Raw genomic sequence first — 15179 nt, 5'->3', positions numbered from 1 at the left:
ATGCGTGCCGCCCCTGATCACAGGGAACCGGTCACAGCGTCCGCAGCAGCACCGCCGGCTGTTCCACGCAGTCCGCCACGTACCGCAGGAAGCCGCCCGCCGTGCCGCCGTCGCACACCCGGTGGTCGAAGGTGAGCGAGAGCTGGACGACCTGCCGCACCGCCAGCTCGCCCTCGTGCACCCACGGCTTGGGGACGATACGGCCGACGCCGAGCATGGCCGCCTCGGGGTGGTTGATGATCGGCGTGGAGCCGTCGACGCCGAACACTCCGTAGTTGTTCAGCGTGAAGGTCCCGCCGGTCAGCTCCCCGGGGGTCAGCGTTCCGGTCCGCGCGGCCTCGGTCAGCCGCGCGAACTCCGCGGTCAGCCCCTCGGCGTCCCGGGCGTGCGCGTCCCGTACGACCGGCACGACGAGCCCGCGGTCCGTCTGCGCGGCGAACCCGAGGTGCACGTGGTCCAGCCGGACGATCTCCCTGGCCTCCATGTCCACGGTGGAGTTGAGCTCCGGGAACCGGGCCAGGGCGGCGGTGCAGATCCGGGCGAGCAGCGCGAGCAGGGAGATCTTCGGACCCCCCGACGCGTTCATCGCCGCCCGCGCCCGCATCAGCTCCGTCGCGTCGGCGTCCACCCAACAGGTGGCGTCCGGGATCTCACGACGGCTGCGGGAGAGCTTGTCGGCCACCGCCCCGCGAACACCCTTGAGGGGGACGCGGGTGCCCCCGGCGGCGACGGCCGAGGAGCGCACGGCGGCAGCCGCGGGCGCGGCCGGGGCGGTGAGCGGACCCGGGGCGCCCGCCGTGGCGGCGAGTGCCGTGCCGGCCCGCAGAGCGTGCTCGACGTCCGCCCGCAGGATCAGCCCGTCCGGCCCCGATCCCGCCAGCTGCCGCAGGTCCAGGCCGTTGTCCCGGGCGAGCCTGCGCACGAGGGGCGAGATCACGGGGACGGGACCCTCCGCGGGCCGTGCTGTCCCACGCGCGAGGGCCTGTGCGGCGGCCGGAACCGCGCTGCCGGACGCCGTGTCGAACGCCGCGGTGACCGGGGCCCGGCCGGCGACCGCGGATCCGTTCGCGCCGGAGCCGTTCGCCGGTCCGGTGGCCGCGGAGGAACCGGCGGGCGCCGTCGGTCCGGTGGGCGCCGACGACCCGGTGGGCGTCGGGCGTACCCTGCGCCGTCGCGCCGGGGGCGCTCCCGTGCCGTAGCCGACCAGCACGTTCCCCGAGCCCTCGGTCGGCCCGTCCGAAGTGGCCGGGCCCACCGCCACCGTCAACAGCGGCGCGCCCACGGGCAGTTCCGTGCCCTCCTCGCCGAAGCGGGCGGTGACCACCCCGCCGTACGGGCAGGGGACCTCGACCATCGCCTTGGCCGTCTCGACCTCGACGACCGGCTGGTCGATGGCGACGACATCGCCGACCTGCACCAGCCAGCGGACGATCTCCGCCTCGGTGAGACCCTCCCCGAGGTCGGGGAGCTTGAACTCCAGCACCTGTGCCATCAGCTCTCGGCCTCCCACTGCAGCCGCGCCACGGCGTCCAGGATCCGGTCGACGCCGGGCAGGTGGTGCTTCTCCAGCATCGGCGGCGGATAGGGGAGGTCGAAGCCGGCCACGCGCAGCACCGGCGCCTCCAGGTGGTGGAAGCAGCGCTCCGTGATCCGGGCCGCGATCTCGCCGCCCGGTCCGCCGAACGCGCTCGCCTCGTGCACGACGACCGCGCGCCCGGTGCGGCGCACCGACGCGCAGACCGTCTCGTCGTCGAACGGCACCAGCGAGCGCAGGTCGACGACTTCGAGGTCCCAGCCCTCCGCCTGGGCCGCCTCGGCGGCCTCCATGCAGACCGGCACGGACGGTCCGTACGTGATGAGCGTGGCGCCGCGGCCCTGGCGGCGCACCACCGCGCGGCCGATCGGCTCGACCGTCGTCGGCTCCTCGGGGTTCCAGGAGTCCTTCGACCAGTACAGCCGCTTGGGCTCCAGGAAGACGACCGGGTCGTCGGAGGCGATGGCGGCGCGCAGCAGGCCGTAGGCGTCGGCGACGGTGGCGGGCGTGACGACATGGAGCCCGGGGGTCGCCATGTAGTACGCCTCGGACGAGTCGCTGTGGTGCTCGACGCCGCCGATGCCGCCGCCGTAGGGGACCCGGATGGTGATCGGCAGGGGCATCCTGCCCCGCGTGCGGTTGCGCATCCGCGCGACGTGGCTGATGAGCTGCTCGAACGCCGGGTAGGCGAAGGCGTCGAACTGCATCTCCACGACCGGGCGCAGTCCGTACATCGCCATACCGACGGCGGTGCCGAGGATGCCGGCCTCGGCGAGCGGGGTGTCCATGCAGCGGTCCTCGCCGAACTCCTTGGCGAGTCCGTCGGTGACCCGGAAGACGCCGCCGAGGGTGCCGACGTCCTCGCCCATCACGTGCACGGCGGGGTCGGCGGCCATCGCGTCGCGCAGCGCGCGGGTCAGCGCCTGCGCCATGGTGGCGGGCTTGACGGCGACGGTGGTCATCGAAGGTCGCCTTCCTGGTCGTCCTGTTCCGCCTCCAGCTCGGCGCGCAGCAGGTCGCGCTGCTCGCGCAGCTGCGCGGTGCTCTCGGCGTAGACGTGGTCGAAGAGGTCCATGGGGTTGAGCTCGGGGTCCTTGTTCATGCGTGCGCGCAGGTCCGCTGCCATCTCCTCGGCGTCCTGCCGGGCGGCCTCGATGCCGGCGTCGTCGAGCAGCCCGCGCGTCGTCAGCTCCTGCTCCAGCAGCCGGATCGGGTCGTGCGCGCGCCAGGCCTCGACCTCGGCGTCGCCGCGGTAGCGGGTGGCGTCGTCGGCGTTGGTGTGGGCGTCGATGCGGTACGTCACCGCCTCGATGAGGGTGGGGCCGCCACCCGCGCGCGCGTGCCGTACGGCGTCGCTGAGCACCTCGTGCACGGCGGCGGCGTCGTTGCCGTCGACCAGGCGGCCCGGCATGCCGTATCCGACGGCCTTGTGGGCCAGGGACGGGGCGGCGGTCTGCTTGGCGAGCGGGACGGAGATGGCGAAGCCGTTGTTCTGGACGAGGAAGACGACCGGCGCCTGCCAGACGGCGGCGAAGTTCAGGGCCTCGTGGAAGTCGCCCTCGCTGGTGCCGCCGTCGCCGACCATCGCGAGCGCGACCACGTCGTCGCCCTTGAGACGGGCGGCGTGGGCGAGCCCGACGGCGTGCGGGAGCTGGGTGGCGAGGGGGGTGCACAAGGGGGCCACGCGGTGCGCGTACGGGTCGTAGCCGGTGTGCCAGTCGCCGCGCAGCAGGGTGAGCGCCTCGACGGGGTCGACGCCGCGGGCGACGGCGGCGAGCGTGTCCCGGTAGCTCGGGAAGAGCCAGTCGCGCTCCTCAAGGGCGAGCGCGGCGGCCACCTCACAGGCCTCCTGGCCGGTGCTGGAGGGGTAGACGGCGAGGCGGCCCTGCTTGGTGAGGGCGGTCGCCTGCGTGTTGTAGCGGCGGCCTCGGATCAGCTGGGCGTAGAGCCGGCGCAGCAGATCCGGGTCGGCCTTGGCGGCGGCCTCCGTGCCGAGGACGCGGTACGGCTCGGCCTCGGGCAGCAGCGGCGCGGGGTCCATACGGGGCTGCCAGGCGGGCGGCGGCGAAGGCCGGTAGGCCCCTCGCTGCTCCATGACCGTCATGACGGCACCTCCTCGTGGGAGCGGCTACGGGAGACGTGTCGTCTGTGACCCGCCTCACCTACCGATTGTTCGGTCGTCGGCACATTTTGGCTACAGGCGGCTTCAGGCTGTGGACAAACGGTTCTCCACAACCTGGAATGAACGCAGTACGTCCATGGCAGGAAGGTGGGGGGACATGGCAGCTGAACAAATGGCCGACGGCCCGGACACCGGTGTCGTGCCGCCGCCCGCCCGCCCGCTGGACGCCATTGATCAGGACATCCTGCAGATCCTCCAGGCGGACGGCCGCGCGTCCGTACGGTCGGTCGCCGAGCGCGTGCATGTCTCGCGCGCCAATGCCTACGCGCGCATCAACCGTCTCGTCGAGGACGGCGTGATCCGGGGGTTCGGCGCCCGTGTGGACCACGAACGGGCAGGTCAGGGCACGTCGGCGTACATCACGCTGAAGATCGTGCAGAACACCTGGCGCACGGTGCGCGAGCACCTCAGGCAGCTGCCCGGCGCCTCCCACATCGCCCTGGTGGGCGGCGACTTCGACGTGCTGCTCCTGGTGCACACGCCGGACAACAGGGCGCTGCGGGAGTTGGTGCTCACGCGGCTCCAGGCGATTCCGGAGGTGCTCAGCACCCGCACGCTGCTGGTGTTCGAGGAGGAGGACCTGGAGCCGGAGGGCTGAGACCCGGGGACCGAGAACCGAGGACTGGGAGCCGCAGGGCTGCGGCTCCCCCCGGTGGAGGTCAGTTCTCGCGGAGCCCGGAGAACACCAGCCGGACCACCGCGTCGGCCACCTCGCGCTCGCTCGCGCCGCGCCCGTCGGGGCGGTACCACTCGACGATCGAGTTGATCATCCCGAAGACCAGCCGGGTCGCGAGACGCACCTCCACGTCGCCGCGTACGTCCCCGTCGGCGGCCGCGGCCTTCAGCAGCTCGGCCACCTGGTGGTCGAAGTCGCGGCGCCGCTCCAGGGCCCATCGTTCGGTGTGGGTGTTGCCGCGCACGCGCAGCAGCAGCGTCACATGGGGCAGCTCGGTTATGAGCACCTCGACCATGCGCCGTACGACGTACTCCAGACGGTCGACGGGGCGCCCCACGCGCGCGTGCTCCTCGTCGAGGATCCCGAAGAGGCCGTCCAGCGCCCGGCTGACGGCGCGGCGCAGCAGCTCCTCCTTGCCGGCGACATGGTGGTAGATCGACGACTTGGAGATGCCGGCCGCCCTGGAGAGGTGCTCCATGGAGGTGCCGTCGTAGCCGCGCTCGTTGAAGACCCGGACGGCGACGGAGAGCAGCGTCTCCGGGGTGTACGTGTCGCGCTTGGCCGTGGTCATGGGGTGCCCTCCCGCTTCTCGGTGGCGTACGCGAGGCGGTAGAGCGCCAGGGACGGCGCGTACCGTCCGGACGGGTCGCGCAGGTGCAGATCGTCCAGGAGGTCGTAGGCGAAGTCGCGGCCGAGCCTGCGGCTCCACTCGAAGGGGCCCAGGGGGTAGTTGACGCCCAGGCACATCGCGGTGTCGATGTCCTCCTCCGTGGCGACGCCCTTGGCGACGGCGTCGTGCGCCAGGTCGACGATCCGGGCGACCGTACGGGCGACGATCATGCCGGGGACGTCGCCGATGACGCTGACGTCCTTGCCGAGCGCCTGGAAGAGACCGATGGCCTCGGAGAGGGTCTGCGGCGAGGTGTCCTGGGAGGCGGACAGGGCGACACGGGTGGCCCTGCGGTAGTCGAGCGCGAGGTCGAAGTAGACGACGTCCCGGAACTCGACGGAGGTCTGGCCGTCGGCGAGCACCAGCTGGCCGCCACTGGGCAGCACCAGCCGGGTGCCGTGGTCCTCGTCCTCCGTGCGCAGCTGGATGCCCGCCTCGCGGATCAGGGTGAGCAGCTCGGCCGCCGGACCCAAGCCGCCCTCGGCGACGACGTAGGCGGGCGGCCGCTCCTTCTCGGCGGTGTGCGGCTCGGCTGGCTCGGCGCCGTCGGCGTAGTCGTACCAGCCGTGCCCGGTCTTGCGGCCGAGCCGGCCGGATTCGACCAGCCGCCGCTGGGACAGCGAGGGCGTGAAGCGCACATCCTTGAAGAAGGCCTCCCACACGGAGTGCGTGACCGACTCGTTGACGTCCTGCCCGATGAGGTCGGTCAGCTCGAACGCGCCCATCCGGAAGCCGCCCGACTCGCGCAGCACCGCGTCGATGGTGGCCGGATCGGCGGCCTGGGCCTCGTAGACGGCGAAGGCCTCGGCGTAGAAGGGCCGGGCGATGCGGTTGACGATGAAACCGGGGGTGTCGGCACAGGCGACCGGCGTCTTGCCCCAGGCGCGCGCGGTCTCGTACGCGCGCGTGGCCGAGGTGACGTCGGTGGCGAACCCGGAGACGACCTCGACCAGCGGCAGCAGCGGGGCCGGGTTGAAGAAGTGCAGGCCCACGAAGCGGCCGGGGTTGCGCAGGGCGCCGCCGATGGCCGTCACCGACAGGGACGAGGTGTTCGTGGCGAGCAGACAGTCGTCGGTGACGACGTCCTCCAGCTCCCGGAAGAGCTGCTGCTTCACGTCGAGCCGCTCCAGCACCGCCTCGACGACCAGGGCGCAGTCCGCGAGTTCGGACAGGCTCTCCGCGGCCCGCAGCCGGGCCCGGGCCGCGTCCCGGTCTGCGCCGGTGAGCCGGTCCTTCGCGACGAGCCGGTCGAGCCGGGCGCCGATTGCTTCGGCGGCTTCCCGGGCCCGTCCGGCGACGGCGTCGTACAGCCGAACGGGATGGCCCGCGACCAATGCGACCTGGGCGATGCCCTGGCCCATGGTGCCGGTGCCGACCACGGCCACGGGGCTGCTGAGGTCGAGTGCTGTCATGTGCGCGATCCTCCCGCACGGGGTTTTCCACAGATGCGGCAGGCCCCCTTGTACCGACCGATCGTTCGGTTACTCTAACCCTGACTGGCTGTTCCTGCCCATGTTCTGCCCAGGTCATGAGCTCGACGGAGAGCTCTTGAAGCAAGGAGTTGGTCCCGCATGGCCGCCGAACTGACCGCACACGAGCTGATCGCCAAGCACCGGCCCACGCTCGACCAGGCGCTGGAGGCGATCCGGACCCGGGCGTACTGGTCGCCCCACCCCGAACACCCCAAGGCCTACGGCGAACACGGCAGCCTGGACGCGGCGGCCGGCAAGGCCGCCTTCGACGCCCTCCTGGGCACCCGCCTCGACCTCGGCCAGCCCGGCACGGACGACTGGGTCGGCGGCGAGGTCTCGCCGTACGGGACCGACCTGGGCGTGACCTACCCGCACGCCGACATCGAGACGCTGCTGCCCGCCATGCAGGCCGGCCGGCGTGCGTGGCGGGACGCGGGCGCCGAGACCCGGGCCGTGGTCTGCCTGGAGATCCTCAAGCGCATCAGCGACCGGACGCACGAGTTCGCGCACGCGGTCATGCACACCAGCGGCCAGGCGTTCATGATGGCGTTCCAGGCGGGCGGCCCGCACGCCCAGGACCGCGGCCTGGAAGCGGTGGCGTACGCGTACGTGGAGCAGGTCCGCACCCCCGACACCGCCGAGTGGACCAAGCCCCAGGGCAAGCGCGACCCGCTGGCGCTGACCAAGCGCTTCACGCCGGTCCCGCGCGGCATCGCGCTGGTCATCGGCTGCAACACCTTCCCGACGTGGAACGGCTACCCGGGCCTGTTCGCCTCCCTCGCCACCGGCAACGCGGTCCTGGTCAAGCCCCACCCGCGCGCGGTGCTGCCGCTCGCGCTCACGGTGGGTGTCGCCCGCGAGGTGCTGGCCGCGGCGGGCTTCGACCCGAACCTGGTCACCCTCGCCGCCGAGCGTCCCGGCGAGGGCATCGCCAAGACCCTCGCGGTCCGCCCCGAGATCAAGATCATCGACTACACCGGTTCGACCGCGTTCGGCGACTGGCTGGAGGCCAACGCCCGCCAGGCGCAGGTCTACACGGAGAAGGCCGGCGTCAACACGGTGATCGTGGAGTCGACCGGCAACTACAAGGGCATGCTGTCCAACCTGGCGTTCTCGCTGTCCCTGTACAGCGGCCAGATGTGCACCACCCCGCAGAACCTGCTGATCCCCCGGGACGGCATCCGCACCGACGAGGGCCCCAAGACCTACGACGAGGTCGTCGCCGACCTCGCCCGCGCGGTCGACGGTCTCCTCGGGGACGACGCGCGCGCGAACGCCCTGCTCGGCGCGATCGTCAACCCGGACGTCAAGGCCCGTCTGGAGGCCGCGGCCGGCCTCGGCGAGGTCGCCCTCGCCTCGCGCGAGATCAGCAACCCGGAGTTCCCGCAGGCCGTCGTCCGCACGCCCGTCATCGTCAAGCTGGACGGCGCCAAGCCGGACGACGAGGCCGCCTACATGAGCGAGTGCTTCGGCCCCGTCTCCTTCGCCGTCGCCATGGACTCCGCGGCCGACGCGGTGGAGTTGCTGCGCCGCAGCATCCGCGAGAAGGGCGCGATGACCGTCGGCGCGTACACGACGGACGAGCAGGTCGAGGAGGCGATCCAGGAGGTCTGCCTGGAGGAGGCCGCCCAGCTCTCGCTCAACCTCACCGGCGGGGTGTACGTGAACCAGACCGCCGCCTTCTCCGACTTCCACGGCTCGGGCGGCAACCCGGCGGCCAACGCGGCCCTGTGCGACGGCGCGTTCGTGGCCAACCGCTTCCGCGTGGTGGAGGTGCGCCGGGAGGCGTAGGACGGCCGGACGGCTACGGCCTTTCGGGCATGGACGGTGCGCCCCCGGTGGCGCTCCAGTGGTACAGCGTCATGGCCACGCTGGTGGCGAGGTTGTAGCTGGAGACCTGGGGGCGCATCGGCAGCGCCAGCAAGTGGTCGGCACGCGCCCGTACCTCGGCGGACAGACCGCTGCGCTCGGAGCCGAAGGCGAGCACCGCGTCGTCCGGCAGCTTCGTGCCGCGGATGTCCTCGCCCTCCGGGTCGAGGGCGAACAGCGGGCCGGACGGCAGCTCGTCTACGGCCAGCCGCTCCACGGCGGTCGCGAAGTGCAGGCCGGCCCCGCCGCGCACGACCGTGGGATGCCAGGGGTCGAGCGTGCCGGTGGTGACCACGCCGGTCGCCCCGAACCCGGCGGCCAGCCGGATCACCGCGCCCGCGTTGCCGAGGTTGCGCGGCTGGTCGAGGACCACGACGGGCGCACTGCGGGGCGCTTGAGCGAGCGCGCGCAGATTGGCCTCGCGGGGCGGGCGTACGGCCAGGGCGGCGACGGCGGTGGGATGCGGCCGCGTCACGAGCGAGGCGTACGTCCGCTCCGGCACCTCGGTCAGGAGCGCGTCCAGGGTGTCCCGTACGTCCGGGGCCAGTTCGTCGGCGAGGGCGAGCGCCGCCCGCCGGTCCGTCGTGACCGCCACCGGGACCTCGGCCCCGAAACGCACCGCGTGCTTGAGGGCGTGGAAGCCGTCGAGCAGCACGGCGTCGTCGGCGCCGCGGCGCCAGAGGGTCACGGGGTCGGTCATGCCGTGAAGCCTACGCGCGCGGGCTCGCTCTCCTCCGGGACGCGGGGCGAGGGCAGCGTGCGGTCCGCGCGCCGAAGCAGCCGCCCACGCGCGCGTGCCGCCCAGCCGCCGAGCCGGTGCAGGAACGACGTCGGCAGGAAGACCGCGTCCGTGGCGATCATCGCCAGCGAGAAGAACGGCAGCCCGAGGACGACGGCGATCACGGCGTGCTCGGTCATCATCGCGGCCAGCAGGACGTTCTTGACCCGCCGGTTGAACAGCGTGAACGGGAAGGCGACCTGCACGATCACCGTCCCGTAGGTCACGAGCATGACCATCGTGCCATTGGAGGACAAAAGGTCGGCGAGGGAGGGCCAGGGCGAGAAGGAGTCGAGGTGCAGCGGGTAGTACACCGCGGTGCCGTCCTGCCAGCGCGAACCCTGGATCTTGTACCAGCCGGCCGTGGCGTAGATCAGACAGGCCTCGACCATGATCACGAGCAGGGCGCCGTTGTGCAGGACGTTGGCGACCACGTCGAGCAGGGTCCGGGGCTCACCCGCCGGCGCGAGACGGCCGACCAGCCACCACAGGCCGAGCACCGCCCACACCGTCCACAGCAGCGCGGGCACCATCCAGTCGGTGCCGAGGCGGCCCGCCAGGGTCACCGCGGCGAGCGTCGACCCGAGCACCACCCACAGGACCGGGCCGACCCGGTCGGTGGCCTCCCGCTCTCCACGCGCGCGTGCGGCCTCCTCGCGCGCCGCGCGGCGGGCGTCCAGGGACCACATCTGCCCGCAGCGCGCGAACACCAGATAGAAGGACATCAGGTGCAGCACGTTGTCGCCGCCGTCGCCCACGAAGACGCTGCGGTTCTGCAGGGACAGCACGCCGACCATGAACAGCACGGACATGGTGCGAGTGCGCCAGCCCAGCATCAGCAGGGCGCTCGCGACGACGGCCAGCAGGTAGAAGGTCTCGAACCAGCCCTGCCCGTCGAACCACAGCAGGCCCGTGAACGCGCCGTTGTCCGTCGTCAGCTGCTGGGCGAGGTCCCGGCTCCACGGGCCGTCGGGGCCGTACAGCTCCTGGCGGTGGGGGAACTCGCGCAGCAGGAACAGCAGCCAGGTCCCGGCGAAACCGATGCGGATCACGGCGGCCTGGTAAGGGCCGAGGGCGGATTCGGTGACGCGGGTGATGCCGCGCGAGACCGACAGGGCGAGACGGTTCACCGCACACCTCCCGCGGCCTCGTCCGCCGTCACCGTCCACCAGGGCAGCACGCGGTACACCGGCTTGTCGGAGACCTGCTCGTCGCTCCACTCGGGCGGCGGCACGTTCGTCGTCCGGGAGCGGACCTGCACGCTCTGTATGACGCCGTCCCGGCTCATCGCGTCCTCCCGGTACAGGCGCATCACCGCGATCCGGCGCAGGTACTGCTCAGAGAGCCCGCCGCGCAGGCCCACCGGGCGGTTCTCGGCGTCGTGCGTGGCGGAGAAGAAGTCCCAGGCCCGGCGCAGTTCGTTCTGCCGGGTGTGGCTGGGCAGCAGGCTGCCGTCGATGGCCTCGCCGTCGCGCGCGGACAGGTCGTTCCAGCCGGTGGTCGCCGTCGTGCCGTCGTGCATGCGGACCTGGGCACGGACCTGGACCGCGATGTCCTGCTGCAGCGGGTTCGGCGCGAACAGCTTCCAGTTCTGCTCGAACTCGGGGTAGATCCACTCCTCGATCGCCTTGCCGTGCTGCTTTGTCATCGTGTTCGCCGGCGCGACGCTCAGGAACACCATCCCGAGGTGCACACAGGCGGCCACCGCCACGACGGCGACGGCCAGGGCCGCCCCGATCTGGTAGCGGGGCGAGAGCGCGGCCAGGCCGGTGCGGGGAACCGCCGGCGCCTCGGCCGCCTCGGCGGCGACGGTGGGTGCGATCTCCGGGTCCAGATCCGGGTCCAGCTCCGGGGGCGGAGGAGAGGGCGGAGGCAAGGTCGGCAGGGCGTCCGCGGCGGGACGCGCCCCGTCAGGTCCGTCAGGCTTGTCCGGCCCGTGCGGGGCGGGGGGGTCTCCGTCGTACACGTCCATTCCGCCCCGTTCCCCGATCCCGCTCCGTCGTCCGGTCGCCCCGCCGTGGAGCGCCGTCAGGCCCGCGAACACCGCTCCCCGGCGCTCGCACGGAACGGTACTCAGCCTCACCCGTCCGGCGCAGCCCCGTGGAGCCGCCCGCGCACGTGGCCATCACCACTCCCGCACCCCGCTGCCACGGCGGTCCGGTGCCGACGGGGGGTTGTCCACAGCCTGTCGGGACGGTTGTCCACAGCGGTTGACACCTCACGACCGCTCGCCGACGATGGAATCGCACGAACCGAACGATCGGTCGGGACAGTGCTCCGAGAAGCCCGAGGTCAGGGGGACCGCATGGCCACAGCAGCCGCGCACCGTACGGCAGCCACATCGGCGTACGGCGCCCAGGACACCGCCGACACGGCGGCGTACGAGCGCGCCTTCGACGCCGCCGTGGCCGCGGACGAGCGCATCGAGCCCCGCGACTGGATGCCCGACGCGTACCGCGCGACGCTGGTCCGGCAGATCGCCCAGCACGCCCACTCCGAGATCATCGGCATGCAGCCGGAGGCCAACTGGATCACGCGCGCGCCCTCGCTGCGCCGCAAGGCCATCCTCATGGCCAAGGTCCAGGACGAGGCGGGCCACGGCCTGTATCTCTACAGCGCCGCCGAGACCCTCGGCACCGGCCGCGACGAGCTCCTCGACAAGCTGCACAGCGGCCGCCAGAAGTACTCCTCGATCTTCAACTACCCCACCCTGACCTGGGCGGACGTCGGCGCGATCGGCTGGCTCGTGGACGGCGCCGCGATCACCAACCAGGTCCCCCTGTGCCGCTGCTCCTACGGACCGTACGCACGCGCGATGGTCCGCATCTGCAAGGAGGAGTCCTTCCACCAGCGCCAGGGGTACGAGCTGCTGCTCGCCCTGAGCAAGGGCACCCCGGAGCAGCACGCGATGGCGCAGGACGCGGTGAACCGGTGGTGGTGGCCGTCCCTGATGATGTTCGGCCCGCCCGACGACGAGTCCCAGCACTCCGCGCAGTCGATGGCCTGGAAGATCAAGCGCCACTCGAACGACGAGCTGCGTCAGCGCTTCGTCGACATCTGCGTCCCCCAGGCCGAGTCCCTCGGCCTCACCCTCCCCGACCCGGACCTGCGGTGGAACGAGGAGCGGGGGCACCACGACTTCGGAGTGATCGACTGGACGGAGTTCTGGGAGGTCCTCAAGGGCAACGGCCCGTGCAACGAACAGCGGATCACCCAGCGCCGGCGGGCACACGACGAGGGCGCGTGGGTACGAGAGGCGGCCGCGGCGTACGCGGCCAAGCACAGCGGTGCGACAGGTCCCGGTGGGACAGCGACGGGTCCCGGCGGGACAGAAGGAGCACAGGCATGACGAACACCGACTGGCCGCTGTGGGAGGTCTTCGTGCGCTCCCGGCGCGGCCTCTCCCACACCCACGCCGGCAGCCTGCACGCGCCGGACGCGGAGTTCGCCCTGCGCAACGCCCGTGACCTGTACACCCGGCGCGGCGAGGGCGTCTCGATCTGGGTCGTCCCGGCCGCCGCGATCACCGCCTCCTCGCCCGACGAGAAGGACCCCTTCTTCGAGCCGGCCGCCGACAAGCCCTACCGGCACCCGACCTTCTACGAGATCCCGGAAGGGGTGAAGCACCTGTGACCGCCACCGTTTCGGCGAGCGCGGCGCTCGCCCTGGGCGACGACGCCCTGGTGCTCTCCCACCGCCTGGGGGAGTGGGCGGGCCATGCCCCCGTCCTGGAGGAGGAGGTCGCCCTCGCCAACATCGCGCTGGACCTGCTCGGCCAGGCCAGGGTGCTGCTGTCGATGGTCGGCGACGAGGACGAGCTGGCGTACCTGCGCGAGGAGCGGGCCTTCCGCAACCTCCAGCTGGTCGAGCAGCCGGGCGGCGACTTCGCGCACACGATCGCCCGCCAGCTGTACTTCTCCACCTACCAGCACCTGCTGTACGCCGACCTCGCCACCGGGGACGGCCCGTTCGCGCCGCTCGCCGCCAAGGCCGTCAAGGAGGTCGCCTACCACCGCGACCACGCCGAGCAGTGGACGCTGCGGCTCGGGGACGGCACCGACGTCAGCCATGAGCGGATGGCGCTGGCGTGCGCGGAGCTGTGGCGGTTCACCGGGGAGATGTTCCAGCCGGTGGAGGGCCTGGACGCCGACTGGGCCGGCATGGAGCGGGCCTGGCTGGAGTCGGTCGGCGATGTGCTGGGCCGGGCCACCCTGTCCGTCCCCGAGGGGCCGCGGACCGGGGCCTGGTCGGCGGGCGCCGGCCGTCAGGGCCTGCACACCGAATCCTTCGGGCGGATGCTCGCCGAGATGCAGCACCTGCACCGCAGCCACCCGGGGGCGTCATGGTGACGCCGACCGCGCTGGAGGCGGAACTCCTGGAGCTGGCCGGTGCGGTGCCGGATCCGGAACTGCCCGTGCTCACCCTGCGGGAGCTGGGCGTGGTCCGCGGGGTGCGCCTGCGCGGCGCGGACGCGGTCGAGGTCGACCTGACCCCGACCTACACCGGCTGCCCGGCCGTCGAGGCGATGTCCCTGGACATAGAGCGGGTCCTGCGCGAGCACGGCATGCGCGAGGTCACCGTCCGCAGGGTGCTGGCGCCCGCCTGGTCGACGGACGACATCACGGACGAAGGGCGGCGCAAGCTGCGGGAGTTCGGCATCGCTCCCCCGCGCACCACACGGGACACCGGACCGGTGGCACTGCGGCTCGGCCCGACGCGCACCGGCACAGGCACAGCCGAGCAGACCGCGGATCCCGACCCCGTCCGCTGCCCGCACTGCGGTTCCGCCGAGACCGAGCTGCTGAGCCGGTTCTCGTCCACCGCGTGCAAGGCCCTGCGGCGCTGCCTGCTGTGCAGTGAACCGTTCGACCACTTCAAGGAGTTGTGATGGCCCGCTTCCACCCGCTCACGGTGGCCGCGGTCGACCGGCTCACCGACGACTCCGTGGCCCTCACCTTCGCCGTCCCGCCGGAGCTGCGCGAGGAGTACCGGCACGCGCCCGGTCAGCACCTCGCCCTGCGCCGCCGGGTCGACGGCGAGGAGATCCGCCGGACGTACTCGATCTGCTCGACGGCACCCGCCGCCGGCGACGAGGGACCGCGGACCCTGCGGGTCGGGGTGCGACTGGTGGAGGGCGGAGCCTTCTCGACGTACGTCCTGAAGGAGGTGAACATCGGCGACGAGCTGGAGGTCATGACCCCGGTCGGCCGTTTCACCCTCGACCCCGCGCCCGGTCTGTACGCCGCGGTCGTCGGCGGCAGCGGCATCACCCCGATGCTGTCCATCGTCTCGACGCTGCTGGCGCGTGAGCCCGGCGCCCGGTTCTGCCTGATCCGCAGCGACCGGACGGCCGCCTCCACGATGTTCCTGGAGGAGGTCGCCGACCTGAAGGACCGCTACCCCGAGCGGCTGCAGCTGGTGACGGCGCTCTCCCGGGAGGAGCAGCAGGCGGGCCTGCCGACCGGACGGCTCGACCAGGAGCGGCTCATGGAGCTGCTGCCCGCGCTGCTGCCGGTGGACGCGGTGGCGGGCTGGTTCCTGTGCGGGCCCTTCGGGCTGGTGCAGGGCGCGGAGCGGGCCCTGCGGGAACTCGGCGTGGACCGGGCCCGGATCCACGAGGAGATCTTCCACGTGGACTCCGCCCCGTCGCCGGTGCCGGCCGCCTCGGCGCCCGCGCACAGCACCGTGACCGCCCGGCTCGACGGACGCGGCGGCACCTGGCCGGTCCAGGACGGCGAGTCCCTGCTGGAGACAGTCCTGCGCAACCGGCCCGACGCCCCTTATGCCTGCAAGGGCGGAGTGTGCGGGACGTGCCGGGCCTTCCTGGTCTCGGGCGAGGTGCGCATGGACCGCAACTTCGCGTTGGAGGCGGACGAGACCGAAGCCGGGTACGTGCTGGCCTGCCAGTCGCATCCGGTGACGGAGAAGGTGGAACTGGACTTCGACCGCTGACAGAAGCCTGCCGTCCCACCGTTCCCTTCTCCTAGAACCTGTTCTA

Annotated in this window: 15 protein-coding genes; 7 read left to right on the top strand and 8 right to left on the bottom strand. The window is 72.4% G+C overall.

What is annotated here, in order from left to right:
- Positions 1-31: 31 nt before the first annotated feature.
- From ACWGKT_RS12400 to pdhA, 3 genes are read right to left on the bottom strand one after another with little or no spacing between them, the layout of a single operon-like run.
- A complete protein-coding gene (locus ACWGKT_RS12400; RefSeq protein WP_453273516.1) occupies positions 32-1492 on the bottom strand; it encodes a dihydrolipoamide acetyltransferase family protein in 1461 nt (486 codons plus the stop codon).
- Positions 1492-2496: an alpha-ketoacid dehydrogenase subunit beta gene (locus ACWGKT_RS12395; RefSeq protein ID WP_453273515.1), complete on the bottom strand. Its 1005-nt coding sequence runs from the start codon at positions 2494-2496 to the stop codon at positions 1492-1494. The genes ACWGKT_RS12400 and ACWGKT_RS12395 overlap by 1 nt, the downstream gene beginning before the upstream one ends.
- Positions 2493-3638, bottom strand: coding sequence for a pyruvate dehydrogenase (acetyl-transferring) E1 component subunit alpha (pdhA, locus tag ACWGKT_RS12390; protein WP_453273514.1), 1146 nt, complete (start codon positions 3636-3638; stop codon positions 2493-2495). The genes ACWGKT_RS12395 and pdhA overlap by 4 nt, the downstream gene beginning before the upstream one ends.
- Positions 3639-3828: 190 nt before the next feature.
- Here pdhA and ACWGKT_RS12385 point away from each other — a divergent pair, with 190 nt between their 5' ends.
- Complete coding sequence (locus tag ACWGKT_RS12385; RefSeq protein WP_356146347.1) at positions 3829-4314, top strand: Lrp/AsnC family transcriptional regulator; 486 nt, start codon at positions 3829-3831, stop codon at positions 4312-4314.
- Positions 4315-4375: 61 nt separating this feature from the next.
- On the opposite strand, the gene ACWGKT_RS12380 is transcribed toward ACWGKT_RS12385, so the two are convergent.
- Together ACWGKT_RS12380 and ACWGKT_RS12375 are read right to left on the bottom strand one after the other, a co-directional pair.
- Positions 4376-4963, bottom strand: a complete 588-nt coding sequence (locus tag ACWGKT_RS12380; RefSeq protein WP_356146219.1) for a TetR/AcrR family transcriptional regulator — start codon at positions 4961-4963, stop codon at positions 4376-4378.
- A complete protein-coding gene (locus ACWGKT_RS12375) occupies positions 4960-6474 on the bottom strand; it encodes a 3-hydroxyacyl-CoA dehydrogenase (protein ID WP_453273513.1) in 1515 nt (504 codons plus the stop codon). Before ACWGKT_RS12375 ends, ACWGKT_RS12380 begins: the two co-directional genes overlap by 4 nt.
- 159 nt (positions 6475-6633) lie before the next feature.
- Here ACWGKT_RS12375 and paaN point away from each other — a divergent pair, with 159 nt between their 5' ends.
- The gene (gene paaN / locus ACWGKT_RS12370) at positions 6634-8325 is read left to right on the top strand and encodes a phenylacetic acid degradation protein PaaN (RefSeq protein ID WP_453273512.1); all 1692 of its coding nucleotides are present in this window, start codon (positions 6634-6636) and stop codon (positions 8323-8325) included.
- Between the two features lie 13 nt (positions 8326-8338).
- On the opposite strand, the gene ACWGKT_RS12365 is transcribed toward paaN, so the two are convergent.
- The 3 genes from ACWGKT_RS12365 to ACWGKT_RS12355 are packed head-to-tail and all read right to left on the bottom strand — an operon-like array spanning position 8339 to position 11153.
- Entirely contained in the window at positions 8339-9103 is a 765-nt protein-coding gene (locus ACWGKT_RS12365) for a TrmH family RNA methyltransferase (protein WP_453273511.1), read from the bottom strand.
- The gene (locus ACWGKT_RS12360) at positions 9100-10311 is read right to left on the bottom strand and encodes an HTTM domain-containing protein (protein ID WP_453273510.1); all 1212 of its coding nucleotides are present in this window, start codon (positions 10309-10311) and stop codon (positions 9100-9102) included. Before ACWGKT_RS12360 ends, ACWGKT_RS12365 begins: the two co-directional genes overlap by 4 nt.
- Positions 10308-11153, bottom strand: coding sequence for a DUF5819 family protein (locus tag ACWGKT_RS12355; protein WP_453273509.1), 846 nt, complete (start codon positions 11151-11153; stop codon positions 10308-10310). Before ACWGKT_RS12355 ends, ACWGKT_RS12360 begins: the two co-directional genes overlap by 4 nt.
- Before the next feature lie 333 nt (positions 11154-11486).
- On the opposite strand from ACWGKT_RS12355, the gene paaA reads away from it, so the two are divergent.
- Genes paaA through ACWGKT_RS12330 form a run of 5 tightly spaced genes read left to right on the top strand, consistent with a single transcriptional unit; the run spans position 11487 to position 15133 of the window.
- The gene (gene paaA, locus ACWGKT_RS12350) at positions 11487-12530 is read left to right on the top strand and encodes a 1,2-phenylacetyl-CoA epoxidase subunit PaaA (protein ID WP_453273508.1); all 1044 of its coding nucleotides are present in this window, start codon (positions 11487-11489) and stop codon (positions 12528-12530) included.
- Positions 12527-12814: a 1,2-phenylacetyl-CoA epoxidase subunit PaaB gene (paaB, locus tag ACWGKT_RS12345; RefSeq protein WP_189311452.1), complete on the top strand. Its 288-nt coding sequence runs from the start codon at positions 12527-12529 to the stop codon at positions 12812-12814. The genes paaA and paaB overlap by 4 nt, the downstream gene beginning before the upstream one ends.
- Positions 12811-13530: a 1,2-phenylacetyl-CoA epoxidase subunit PaaC gene (gene paaC, locus ACWGKT_RS12340; protein WP_356146242.1), complete on the top strand. Its 720-nt coding sequence runs from the start codon at positions 12811-12813 to the stop codon at positions 13528-13530. The genes paaB and paaC overlap by 4 nt, the downstream gene beginning before the upstream one ends.
- The gene (gene paaD, locus ACWGKT_RS12335) at positions 13524-14069 is read left to right on the top strand and encodes a 1,2-phenylacetyl-CoA epoxidase subunit PaaD (RefSeq protein WP_453273507.1); all 546 of its coding nucleotides are present in this window, start codon (positions 13524-13526) and stop codon (positions 14067-14069) included. The genes paaC and paaD overlap by 7 nt, the downstream gene beginning before the upstream one ends.
- Entirely contained in the window at positions 14069-15133 is a 1065-nt protein-coding gene (locus ACWGKT_RS12330) for a 2Fe-2S iron-sulfur cluster-binding protein (protein ID WP_453273506.1), read from the top strand. Before paaD ends, ACWGKT_RS12330 begins: the two co-directional genes overlap by 1 nt.
- The last annotated feature ends 46 nt before the right edge of the window (positions 15134-15179 follow it).

The organism is Streptomyces sp. NPDC054794 (assembly GCF_053611585.1).
Note: the sequence above shows the minus strand (reverse complement) of the source record. Positions and strands in the feature narration are given on the sequence as shown.